Origin of the sequence: Niallia circulans, from assembly GCF_003726095.1 — a bacterium.
GTDB lineage: Bacteria > Bacillota > Bacilli > Bacillales > Cytobacillaceae > Niallia > Niallia circulans_A.
In genome coordinates, this window is sequence record NZ_CP026031.1 from 1586444 (window position 1) to 1598758 (window position 12315).

Annotated in this window: 13 protein-coding genes; 7 read left to right on the forward strand and 6 right to left on the reverse strand. The window is 34.4% G+C overall.

The genetic code is table 11. The features are described 5' to 3' along the window. Positions 1–225: 225 nt before the first annotated feature. From C2I06_RS07550 to C2I06_RS07560, 3 genes are all read right to left on the reverse strand, one after another. Positions 226–1524, reverse strand: coding sequence for an NCS2 family permease (locus tag C2I06_RS07550; RefSeq protein WP_095333698.1), 1299 nt, complete (start codon positions 1522–1524; stop codon positions 226–228). A gap of 266 nt (positions 1525–1790) precedes the next feature. Next, complete coding sequence (locus tag C2I06_RS07555; protein ID WP_095333696.1) at positions 1791–2576, reverse strand: hypothetical protein; 786 nt, start codon at positions 2574–2576, stop codon at positions 1791–1793. 275 nt (positions 2577–2851) lie between these two features. Continuing rightward, the gene (locus C2I06_RS07560) at positions 2852–3190 is read right to left on the reverse strand and encodes a DUF4870 domain-containing protein (RefSeq protein WP_047940478.1); all 339 of its coding nucleotides are present in this window, start codon (positions 3188–3190) and stop codon (positions 2852–2854) included. Positions 3191–3594: 404 nt separating this feature from the next. Here C2I06_RS07560 and C2I06_RS07565 point away from each other — a divergent pair, with 404 nt between their 5' ends. After that, positions 3595–4152 (forward strand): GNAT family N-acetyltransferase, encoded by a 558-nt coding sequence (locus C2I06_RS07565; protein ID WP_095333695.1) that lies wholly within the window; start codon positions 3595–3597, stop codon positions 4150–4152. Positions 4153–4299: 147 nt separating this feature from the next. Here the strand turns inward: C2I06_RS07565 and C2I06_RS07570 are convergent, their stop codons facing one another. From C2I06_RS07570 to C2I06_RS07580, 3 genes are all read right to left on the reverse strand, one after another. After that, positions 4300–5943 (reverse strand): FAD-dependent oxidoreductase, encoded by a 1644-nt coding sequence (locus C2I06_RS07570; RefSeq protein WP_123257803.1) that lies wholly within the window; start codon positions 5941–5943, stop codon positions 4300–4302. An 82-nt stretch (positions 5944–6025) separates the two neighbouring features. Continuing rightward, complete coding sequence (locus C2I06_RS07575) at positions 6026–7324, reverse strand: arsenic transporter (RefSeq protein ID WP_095333692.1); 1299 nt, start codon at positions 7322–7324, stop codon at positions 6026–6028. A 16-nt stretch (positions 7325–7340) separates the two neighbouring features. Then, entirely contained in the window at positions 7341–7700 is a 360-nt protein-coding gene (locus C2I06_RS07580; RefSeq protein WP_123257804.1) for an ArsR/SmtB family transcription factor, read from the reverse strand. 316 nt (positions 7701–8016) lie between these two features. Here C2I06_RS07580 and C2I06_RS07585 point away from each other — a divergent pair, with 316 nt between their 5' ends. The 6 genes from C2I06_RS07585 to C2I06_RS07600 all read left to right on the forward strand — a co-directional run bounded on the left by C2I06_RS07585 (position 8017) and on the right by C2I06_RS07600 (position 12285). Further along, positions 8017–9381 carry an MATE family efflux transporter gene (locus C2I06_RS07585; RefSeq protein WP_123257805.1) on the forward strand — a complete coding sequence of 455 codons (1365 nt, stop codon included), beginning with the start codon at positions 8017–8019 and terminating at the stop codon, positions 9379–9381. A gap of 237 nt (positions 9382–9618) precedes the next feature. Next, entirely contained in the window at positions 9619–10128 is a 510-nt protein-coding gene (locus tag C2I06_RS25785) for a helix-turn-helix domain-containing protein (protein ID WP_275068596.1), read from the forward strand. Between the two features lie 136 nt (positions 10129–10264). Next, positions 10265–10366, forward strand: coding sequence for an IS3 family transposase (locus tag C2I06_RS25790; RefSeq protein WP_275068613.1), 102 nt, complete (start codon positions 10265–10267; stop codon positions 10364–10366). Then, positions 10360–10962 (forward strand): IS3 family transposase, encoded by a 603-nt coding sequence (locus tag C2I06_RS25795; RefSeq protein WP_338134288.1) that lies wholly within the window; start codon positions 10360–10362, stop codon positions 10960–10962. The genes C2I06_RS25790 and C2I06_RS25795 overlap by 7 nt, the downstream gene beginning before the upstream one ends. Positions 10963–11347: 385 nt before the next feature. Continuing rightward, positions 11348–11830 (forward strand): spore coat protein, encoded by a 483-nt coding sequence (locus C2I06_RS07595; protein ID WP_095332069.1) that lies wholly within the window; start codon positions 11348–11350, stop codon positions 11828–11830. A 17-nt stretch (positions 11831–11847) separates the two neighbouring features. After that, positions 11848–12285, forward strand: coding sequence for an Hsp20/alpha crystallin family protein (locus tag C2I06_RS07600; RefSeq protein WP_095332067.1), 438 nt, complete (start codon positions 11848–11850; stop codon positions 12283–12285). The last annotated feature ends 30 nt before the right edge of the window (positions 12286–12315 follow it).

Genomic DNA, 12315 nt, shown 5'->3' on the forward strand with positions numbered 1-12315 from the left:
TTATCTAGAAAAAAGAACTTTTTTGCATACTATTTTTCTAAAAGGTTTTTTGAAAAAAACGGGGAATTCTAAAAATATATAGAGCAGTCTGACATATCGTTAAATAGAGTAAAGCTGCTAAGACAAAAAGCATATACTCATACACAAACGAGTGATGTCAGACTGCTAGTGACAACTTCTGAAATAAGAAAATAACTTCAAATTTCAGAATGGACGTGTCTTAGATTAATGTGTATATTGAAGTACAAAATTAATCAAAAATAATGAGGATATGAAATACAAAGGCAGTGAAACTTCTTTCGCTTTCCCTAATGCAATCTTTAAAATCGGGTAAAGAATAAACCCAATAGCCATGCCATCTGCGATACTGTACGTAAACGGAATCATCGCAATAATAAAAAAGCTAGGAAAACTTTCACTTAAATCCTTTAAATCCAGATTTCGGATATTCTGCAGCATTAACCCTCCAATAATGATTAAAATTGGTGCAATAGCACTGTCTGGGATTAATTTAATGACAGGAATAAAAAATGCTGAACAAATAAACAGAAAACCTGTCGTTACAGCGGTTAAGCCTGTTTTCCCACCAGCAGTCATACTTGCAGAGCTTTCCACAGTAGCTACCGTTGGACTTGTGCCAAATAAACTAGATAGAAAAACAGAAATAGAAGTAGCTCGAAAAGCTTTTTGAAATCGCTTAGGTTTGTTTATAAATTGAACATGATTATTGACCAATCCAATATTTTCAAACACAAGTACCATTGTAAGAGAAAATACGGCAATCCAAAAAGGAATCGTTACAAGTTTATCAAAAGACAGATGGCCGAACACACTCCTGTATTCTTGAAGGTGAATCGATTGGCTACTTCCTGCGTTTACATTGATCAGTCCAAACAGCCAAGCAATGAAAGTACCAACAATAATCGTAATCAGAAAGTTTCCCTTCACATTTCTTAAAAACAGAATAATACTTATTAAAAATGTGAGTACTGTTGCCAATACATGTAAATCATTAAAAGATCCTAAGGCAATAATTGAATTTGTTCCTCTTTCTACTATCCCGCCTTTTTCCAAACCAATTAGCATTAAAAATAGACCTAATCCAACGCTAATCGATTCTTTTAACGAAACAGGAATAGAATCACTTACAATTCTAGCTAGTTTGGTAAAAGCCACAATCATAAAGAGAATTCCAGAAACAAACACTACTGCCAACGCTTCTTGCCAGGTTAGAGCCATTGAATTTACAATGGTATAAGAAAACAAAGCATTGATACCCATACCAGGTACAAGCAAAACGGGCACATTTCCATATAAGCCCATTAAAAAACAGCCAACAACGGATGTTAAAATGGTTGCAATGATTGCTGCTTCCAACGGAATACCTGCTTCTGCTAAGATTAAGGAGTTTACTACCACGATGTATACAACAGTAAAAAACCCAATAATCCCTGCAAGTACCTCTTGTTTAATGGATGTTTGACTTTCCTTTAGCTGAAAAAATGAAAAAATATAATCTTTCATCAGATATACCTATTTAGTTGTATCCCTCTCCCTACCCGCTTCCCTATAAATACAATATAAGCATGCCAATGATTGACATGACTTTTAGCATTCAATAAGGTAGCCACAAGAAATTATGATAGCAGATTACCAATGTTTTGCCAATGTTTTTCAGGAGAAAATACTCATTTTTTCCTACTTTCCTTTTAGTGGTTTATTATTATTTAGTCAGTTTTCATTAAATCAGCTTATCAAAGGAAAACTTTCTATGCTCAACTCCCCCCATATTAATGATTCGTATAGGCGAATAACTTTGTTAATATCGCATAGAGGTGAATAACCTCTTTATCAGACGCGTGGTGATCAATTGTCAACAGCGGCAGATTAGGATCTTGAAAACGTTTTGCCCATTCTTTCGGCATCCAGCCCTTTCTTAACTGAGCTAATTTATGACCATCTTCTTGCTCAAACTGGTACTCCATGTGACCAAAGGTTTTTTTCATTATGATTGTGTCTTCCCCATAAAGAAATTGGTTCACTAATCGTTTTTCGGTCTTTATTTCTAAAATTCTGCTGATTATTTTTTTATCCTTATTCTGTATATCTATTCTGTCTCTTTTTAAGGTAAAAACATATTGGAGATCCCCTTGCGTATTATAAAAGCCGTACGATTTTGTATAAAATCGATCGAATAAGAATGGTAGATACCAACGAATGACTGAGAATTTTTCATCTTTTATTTCCCCTATCTCTTGTCCTTCTCTATCAAAAACAATCATTCTTAAGGATGGGGCAGGTAAAAAAGATAAAACTACCGTATTGGATTTTAAAATGGATCTTGCCTGTCCTACGGAGAAAAAATTATCCATTTTCTCTAAACGCTGTTTATGTAAATAAAATTGACAAAAGCAAATTACACTGTACATTGCAAATGGGACTAAAAGGTAAAGAAAAGTAATACTTGAATGATTCAATAAAAATATGCCTATAAAAAGGAATAGAGGAATACAACTAATTAAACTAGCGTTCAAGGAAGATATGGCTGTATATTTATAGTATTTTTCAATATTCATCATGAAGACTCCTTTATATCCATTCTTGTAATGAAAGGTTAGCGCGGCTGTGCACTTATCTTTCTCATTCTTCTTATTCTATTAATTTCTATTGAAATCTATGATTAATTAGAAGAAAAATTTTAAAAGAGTCTAATCTATTAGTAAGTATTGATTGTGGAAATATAAAAACCGAAAAATGACAGCCTATTCGTTAAAAAGCGGGTCACCGAAATTGGTCGCTGATTTAAACGAATAGGCTGTCATTTTATAAACAGTTAATGATCTAACAATGATTATTTGATAAAACGAATCGTTAAAGGAATATGATAATCCTGGCCTTCATAAGCCTTAATGGCAGCGATAATTGTAAATACAAATGCCATGATTCCGATTATTGGTAAAATAATAAATCCTATTAAAAGAAACACAAGAATCCATGCTATAAAGGAATAAATGGCATAAGAAATTAAAAAGTTAAAATATTCTTTACCATGATAATCCACAAAAGGCGAATCCTTTTTCACGAGCCAGATAACTAATGGCCCGATAAAAGTAGTAAAAAAACTAGACACATAAATCAACATCGCAAAAACTCTATCATCATTTGATGATCTGTCTTTATTTAAATCCATGAAAGAAACCTCCAACTAAAATAATAATTGCTATGTTATTATATACGATTATTTCATATAAATGTTTCATTTTGAAATAATTTATGTCCAATTAATTGGCGGAAGTTTTCATCCCTCTTTGTTATAGTGAAATAATTTACCTTTCTTTACATCATTTCATTAAAATTTTACAATTTGTTTGTATTTTCCTATTTTCAATTTCACCGAAATTTTGTATGATATAGAAAAGTAATTTGTTATCATGAGATAATAATTAAAGATGGGAAGGCAAATGGTGCGCCACCGCTTTGGTTCTAGTGGGTTCGATTCCCACCCCGAAATTTTTTTTCAAATGGATTAAAAATTTCGAGGGTGGGCTTTTTCTTTTTCATGAATAAGTTCTGCCCTCAACTGGAGGGATTATTGTGTTAAAAAAAAGAGATCTTGAGGAATGTCAAGCGTTATATCCTTTAATGACGCACCCTGATGTCTTCCCTTTCGTGCGTCAAAAAGCTTATTCATATGAAGAATACCTTTTTCTTACCAAGCAGACAATAGAAGCGGAAGAAAGAGGAGAACTTATCTCTAGAACGATATTAGATGAATGGCAAAATCCGATTGGTACCATTAATCTATATGATATAAACGAAAATATCGGTTTCCTCGGTACTTGGTTGGGAAAACCTTATCATGGCATGGGATACAATCAAATAGCAAAAGAATTATTCTTTGCTGAAGCATTTTTTGAGCTGAATATTGAAAGTATATTAATGCGAATTAGAAGTAATAATATCCGCTCACTAAAAGCGGCTGAAAAGCTTCCCTATGCGGTTTCAGCAAATGAAACAAGAAGTAATCTGTTACAAATTTTAAATACTTCTGGAATCCCTTATCAACTATTCGAAATTCCTAAAGATTTATTTACTCTATACACTTTACGTCAAAATACGGAAGAGACGACAAATGATTGTAGAGAGGCGTAATTTAGCTCCGATACTAAAATAAGATCAGTCGATAGAAAAATAACTATCACTGATCTTATTTTTATTCTTCTATAATAATCTAACGAAAATTGGATGGAGAAATCCTCCATGTATTCATTCTCGCCTATGAATGAATATCATAGTAAATTATCGCTTCTTTTTATAACTTTGATAATTCTTGTTTCCACCAGAAAGATTATAGATATTCATAAATCCTAAATTACGTAGTACGTTTTGGGCAGCATTTCCGGTTACACCACTATTACAATAGGTAACAGTGAGTAAATTTGGATCTAGTTCCTTGCATTTCTCTCGCAAATCACCCAAAGGGATATTAATAGCTGTATCCACACATGAAGCATTAAATTGTTTTGCAGAGCGTGTATCAATAACTTGAATAGCCTCTCTCTTTTCTATCTTTTCACTTAAATCTTTTGGCGTGATTAATTGATTTTTCTTCTCAATAGCATTCTGTAAAGCCATTCCAGTATACATAACAGGGTCTTTTGCCGTACTAAAAGGCGGGGCATATGCAAGATCAAGATGAAATAAATCTTCCGCTTTTGCTTTAAATGTAATGGCTGTAACAAAAACATCTATTCTTTTATCGACTCCTTCTTCCCCTACTATTTGTACACCTAAAATTCTACCTGTTTTGCGATCTGCAATTGCCTTAATGACTAATTGTTTACCACCCAAATACTCAGCTCTTACAGGCTTGATATTATGGAGAACTTCTATATCATAGCCTTCCTCCAATGCTTCCGTTTCGTTCATACCAGTTTGTCCAACAGCTAAGTCAAAAACACGAAGAATAGCAGTTCCTAAAATGCCTCTATGTTCTAAAGCCCCCCCTGTTATAACATCACCGGCTATTCTTCCCATTTTATTTGCTGTGCTTCCTAATGGCCGATATAATGATTTACCGGTAATGAGAGAATAGCTCTCTGCAACATCCCCTACCGCATATACATTAGGTAAGTTAGTTTGCATCCTATTATTTACGGCAATAGCACCAGAATGTCCTATATTTACACCGATTGACTCTGCTAAGTGAACATTAGGCCTAACCCCTGTTGCTAAAATAACCAAATCTGTTTCTATAACATTTCCTGATTTTGTTCTTATTTCGTTAGTAGTTATTTCACTAACTTCCTCATTCAAAAGAAGGTTAATCCCTTTTTTTACTAGATGTTCTTCTACATATGTAACAATATCTTGATCCATATGTGATAATATGTGATTACTGCGTTGCACTAATGTAACCTCTAACCCTCTGTTTGTTAGCTGTTCAGCCATCTCTAAACCAATATACCCTGCACCTATAATTGCAGCTCTTCTTGGCTCCTTCTTTTTTATAAACCTGTCAATAGCACTTGTATCTTGAATGGTTCGAATGTGGAAAACATGGTCTTTTTCTACCCCCTCAATTGGTGGCGTTAAAGGTGATGCTCCTGTTGCAAATACTAATACATCATAAATATCCTCTATCACTTCATCTGTATCCAAGTTTTTCACTTGGATCTTTCTACGATTTACATCGATAGCGATAACCTCATGCCTGACAAAAATATCTACATTATATCTTTTCTTAAACCAAGCTGGATTTCTCGGTGTTAAACTTTCTATTTCATCAACTTCTCTGCCTAAGAAATAAGGAATCCCACAACCGGAGTAAGAAATGTCATAATCGGCATTATAAAGTGTGATTTCTGCCTGCTCGTCATTTCTCCGTGCTTTTGCCGCTACTGATGTACCTGCCGCTACTGATCCTATGATAACAATTTTCATGATCACCCTCCTAAAAATAATAGTGTATTTTATGATTTATCTTTGCCAGTACTGTTCCCATAAACGATTTTTCTTATGTCTATTAAGAAATGATCGATAGCCATAAGTATAAACCAATTAATGTAATCAAAAGGGTTGGAATGGTTAAAATAATTCCCGTCTTAAAGTAAGTTCCCCATGAAATCTTGACCCCTTTTTGCGACAATACATGAAGCCATAATAAAGTTGCTAATGAACCTATAGGCGTGATTTTTGGTCCTAAATCAGAGCCGATAATATTAGCATAAATTAAGCCTTCTTTTATTACTCCTGTTGCATTTGTATCCGCTATAGCTAAAGCATCAATCAAAACAGTAGGCATATTATTCATAATAGAAGAAATAACAGCTGCAATAAATCCCATACCGATTGTCGCAATCAACAAGCCTTGGTCGGCAGCTACTTGAATAAGACTTGATAACAAGCCTGTTAACCCTACATTACGTAGTCCGTAAATGACTACATACATTCCGATCGAAAAGAAAACAATTGACCATGGAGCTCCCTTTATTACATTTCTGATAGATACTGCTTTGCTTCGTCTTGCAAAAATAAGAAATACAAGAGCAATGCCGCCAACAACAGCGGATACCGGAATCGCCAGAACTTCACTGCCTAAATATCCAATTAGAAGAAAGGCTAAGATTATCCAGGAAATCCGGAACATTTGTCGATCCTTAATAGCTTCTGCTGGCAACCTTAGATGGTTTAAATCATATATTTTAGGAATTCTCTTATGGAAGTAGAGATATAGAACAAGCATACTTGCCAATAAAGAAAATAGATTTGGTATAATCATTCTAGAAACATATTCAACAAATCCAATTCCAAAAAAATCAGCAGAAACAATATTTACTAAATTACTGACGACTAGGGGTAAGGACGTGGTATCCGCAATAAAACCACTTGCCATAATAAATGGAAGAACCATTCTTTCTTCTAACTTTAATGCTCGAACCATCGACAGCACAATCGGTGTTAAAATAAGCGCTGCACCATCGTTTGCGAATAATGCTGCCACAAGAGCACCTAAAAGGGAAACATAGAAAAACATTTTTAGCCCGCTTCCATTGGCCATTCGAGCCATATGTAGTGCTGCCCATTCAAAAAAACCTATTTCGTCTAAAATAAGGGAGATGATGATAATGGCGATGAATGCAAGTGTTGCATTCCAAACAATTCCAGTCACATCTGCAACATCATGAAAATCTACTACCCCGACTAATAAAGCTAATATCGCTCCCCCGCAAGCAGACCAACCAATAGAAAGGTTTTTGGGCTGCCAAATCACAAAAGTTAATGTTAATAAAAAAATAATAATTGCTAAAAATGTGTGTAGCAAATCAAGACTACCTCCATTAGTTACATAATATTTTAATGCCTTTTTCTTTTAACCTTGTCATTTTTCCATGCTGACTTGGTATATGCTGTAAAAGTTCATTTATCAATCCATCATATTGACTTGCTTTATTTAATGAATAGAAGACCCATTGACCTTTCTTCTGTTCTTTAACAATCCCTAAGTCCCTCATTTTACGTAGATGCTGGCTGATAGCTGGCTGCGACATATTATATATTTCTACCAATTCGCATACACAGCATGCTTGTTCAGACAACAAACTAACAATTGATAACCTTGTCTTATCTCCAAGCAGTTTTAACACATCTGCTGACTCTTTTAAAGATAATACATTTAAAGATTGGTCTTTGTTACTCATTTTATCCACCCTCATTTATGTATTATAAATAAGCATATGCTTATTTATTTATGAATCAGGTAACAAAAAACATATAGGTACTTAAAAGTATTTGCTATCCCATTATCTACACCAATTGAATAGAAAAAAGCGGTGCTACCCTTTCATATTTTTAACTTTCATGATAAGGGGAATACTAATACTTTGCAAGTAAAAAATGAATGCGATTCCTCTTCCTATTTGCGAACAATTTAGAAGTTTTCGTTTTTTTCTCTCCTTCAATCTCCTTATCTATGATATAATACGAAACGTTATTGTTAAGAAAGAGGACAAGCAGATGAAACAAACATATTCTATAAAACAAAAGCTTTCTCAAATGATTATTATTTTATTTCCTGTATTGGTTACGCAGGTTGGTATTTTTGCATTAAGTTTTTTTGATACGACGATGTCTGGACATTATAGTCCTGTTGATTTAGCCGGAGTAGCAGTCGGCAGCTCCTTGTGGACGCCAATATATACAGGACTTAGTGGTATATTGCTGGCTTTACCTCCAATTGTCTCCCAATTAATGGGGAAAAATGAGCAAAAAGGCGTATCTTTTTCTGTTATCCAAGCAGCATACTTATCTTTTACTATGGCTATCGCCTTATTAATTATTGGTTATTTCTGTTTAGATTCAATTCTTGCAAATCTCGGCTTAGAACAGGATGTCTATAGAGTCGCATATCATTACTTAATCGCATTGAGTACCGGAATTATACCTATTTTTCTATACTTTGTACTGCGTTCTTTTATTGATTCTCTTGGCCAGACGCAAATTTCCATGTTTATAACGTTAATTGCAATACCGATTAATATTCTCTTAAATTATGCACTGATCAATGGTATTTGGATTTTTCCTGAATTAGGTGGAGTGGGCACTGGGTATGCAACAAGTATTACTTATTGGGTTATGCTCTTTATTGCGGTTTATATCGTTCATAAAAAACACCCTTTTGTAGCTTTTCAGTTATTTAGCCACTTTCCGACTATATCATGGAGTAAATGGAAAGAGATATTGACAATTGGCGTCCCGATTGGTTTTTCTGTATTCTTTGAAACAAGTATTTTTAGTGCAGTAACGATTTTAATGAGCAATTATGATACAAATACAATTGCTGCCCACCAATCAGCAATTAATTTTGCATCTCTTTTGTATATGGTTCCCCTCAGTATTTCTACCGCATTAACCATTCTAGTTGGTTATGAAGTAGGAGCTAGACGTATGAAAGATGCCAAAACATATAGCTGGTTAGGTGTTGGGCTTGCTATAAGCATCGCATTTATAAGTGGAATGATTCTTTTGACGTTTCGAACTAACATTGCTGGTATTTATACAAATGACTGGGAGGTTCTCCAATTAACAGCCCACTTTCTTATTTACGCGATATTCTTTCAACTATCTGATGCAATTCAAGCACCAATCCAAGGAGCTTTGCGAGGGTATAAAGATGTAAATGTTACCCTTCTCATGAGTTTTCTATCATATTGGGTGATAGGTCTACCTAGCGGATATCTTCTTGCTGCCTACACTAACTTAGGACCCTTCGGCTATTGGATTGGTCTCATTATCGGCCTTGCAACCGGTGCAATTTTCTTAACAAGCCGACTATTTAAAATTCAAAAACACAAATTTAGTGATAAACAATACGGAAATTAACACCGGGGCTGAGACAAAACTAAAAAGAATATGCTTAAAGCTGAATAATCATTTGTTGAATTAGACGAATGATAAATAAAATCTATTTTTGTTTCTCGCCCCATTTTATAAGATTAGTGAAATGGAGTGGAAGACACTCGACTCCTGCGGGAAATAGAGGAAAGGCTGAGACCCCGCAGCGCTGAACTGCACCCCAATTGTTAGACACTATCTACAATAATTGGAGGTGCAGTTTTTTTGTCCAAATTTACTGCGGAAATGAAGCTACAAGCCGTAACTCGCTATTTAAGCGGAAAAGAAAGTTACAGAGAAATTGGAAAATCAATTGGAATAGATCACAAATCGATTGTTAAATGGGTAAGACAATACAACTACAATGGTGCAGAGGCATTGATGAAACGTTGTACAAGTTATACACAAATGTTTAAACTAGAAGTACTACAATATATGACTGAAAATGGTACTTCTCTATGTGAAACGGCAGCTATTTTTAATATCCCAGCGCATTCCACTCTAGCTGTTTGGAAAAGAAAGTTTGAAACACAAGGGATAGAGGCCCTTCAGTCACAGGAACAGGGGCGTCTATCCATGAAAAAAGATTCAAATAAACAAAGTTCTACTGATCGTTCTTTTGAAGCACTAGAAGATCGAATAAAACAACTGGAAATGGAAAATGAGTATTTAAAAAAGTTGAATGCCTTAGTTCAAAACAAGGAAAAATCACCAAACAAGACAAAGCACAAGTAGTCTATGAGTTAAGGCATAAGTATTCGGTGAAGTCACTCGTAAAACTCGCTGGCATTCCACGCAGCACCTATTATGATTTAGTAAAACGAATGAATCGACCTGATCCAGACACCGATATAAAAGAGAAATCCAAGCCATTTATGAAGAACATCAAGGTCGTTACGGATACCGACGTATTCGGGATGAGCTAGTGAATCGTGGAAAAAAAGTAAATCATAAAAGGTTCAACGAATCATGAAAGAGCTGGGTTTAAAATGTCTAGTGAGGATGAAAAAATATAAATCTTATAAAGGCACAGTTGGTAAAATTGCGCCAAATCATTTAGACCGTCAATTTAGTGCGGACGCACCGAATGAAAAATGGGTAACAGATATTACAGAATTCAAGTTATTTGGGGAAAAGCTGTATCTATCGCCTGTATTAGATTTATTTAATGGGGAAATTATTACGTATACCATCGGTTCTCGACCAACGTATTCATTAGTTTCGGACATGTTAGAAAAAGCATTAGAATCCTTACCAAAAAGGCATCAATTACTCATGCATTCCGACCAAGGTTGGCATTATCAAATGAAACAATATCGCAACTTGCTTCAAGCAAAAGGGATTAAACAGAGTATGTCACGTAAAGGGAACTGTTACGATAACTCTGTAATGGAAAACTTCTTTGGGATACTGAAGTCAGAACTCCTTTATTTTAAGGAATTTGAAAGTGTGAACCACTTTAAACTAGAATTAGAAAAATATATAGAATACTATAATAGAAAACGGTTAAAGGGAAAATTCAAAATGAGTCCGGTACAATACCGAACTCATTTTCAACAAGTTGCCTAATGAAATAACTGCGTCTAACTTTTAGGGGTCACTGCACGCAGTGAGGAGGCTCAGGTTCCTCCCCGCGGAAAGCGAGTGACTGAAGCGCAATGGAACGAACTTGTTTTTTAGCTATAAGAAAGATAAATCAGCGAAAAGAAAAACCCGAACTATTACGATGTTTTATTGTATTATAGTTTGGCTTTTTCTTTATGTAAAATTCTTTTGTCCCAACCCTCTTTCTGGAAGATCAAGCTTTTCCTTTTTGATTTGAAACTGTTCCCCCATCTTGTCATTCATCTAGAAAGTATTTCCTTCAATTTACTAGGCAAATACACACTTTTGTCATGTGTGAATACAATAAAAAATAAGCATATATTTGTAAGTAAGAAAGGATGAATTTCCAATGTTCCCGTGGAATTTATTCCCTTTTAATAAAGACGCCAAAAGTAGAATGGACCAAATGAATCCGCAAGATATCCAAAAGTATGTGCAAGAAATGATGGATAAACTCATGCCTGAATCTCTGCAAAAAATGGAACCAGAGAAAATGTTCCAAAGCTTTTCAAAAGAAGCAAATTTTCGTAAAGATAACATTAACCATGCCGAAAAATTTAATTATATTGTTTTTGAGACGCATCATCATGTCTATGTCCGAATTCCTATCCTCGATAGCAGTTGGTTAGAGCATATTAAAATTTTCTATACTTCCAATCAACTAATTATACAACATATTCCCTTATTTGAAGATAAGCATACAATTACCCTTCCAGCAATTGTTCGTAAAAAAGGATCTGTCGCACTTTATAAGGATGATATTTTGGAAATAAGAATTCTAAAGAATATTGATATTCACTATTCAGAGATTGATGTTACAGAAATGAATTAATAGAAAGAGGAGAATTTATGAGTTTTGATAACTTAAAAAAAATCTATCAATTTTCAGAGAATAGTCATAAGAAAGACTACTGGAAAGATATGTTTGAACCAAATGAAAAAGAGTGGTTCTCCCATCCAGCTGCATCCATAAAAAATAGTGATGCTTTTCCTGCTTGCGATTTTTATCTATTTCATTCTCGATATTATATTGACATAGAATTACCAGGGATAGATATGAATCAGCTTTCGATTCATTTAAATAACAATCAACTGCGTATAGAAGGTCATTATCAAACCATCATTCCTGATTGTGCCTATCTATCAAAAGAACGGCAGAATAAACATTTCATTAAGAATATAAAAATACCCGCATATGTAAAGGAAAAAGAGATCAACAAGAAATATGAGAATGGAATATTGCAGCTTTCCTTTCCCTGTAAAGAAATGAGAAAGGAGGGAATGTAGACTTCCCTCCTTTCCTTTATCCTCTTTAAA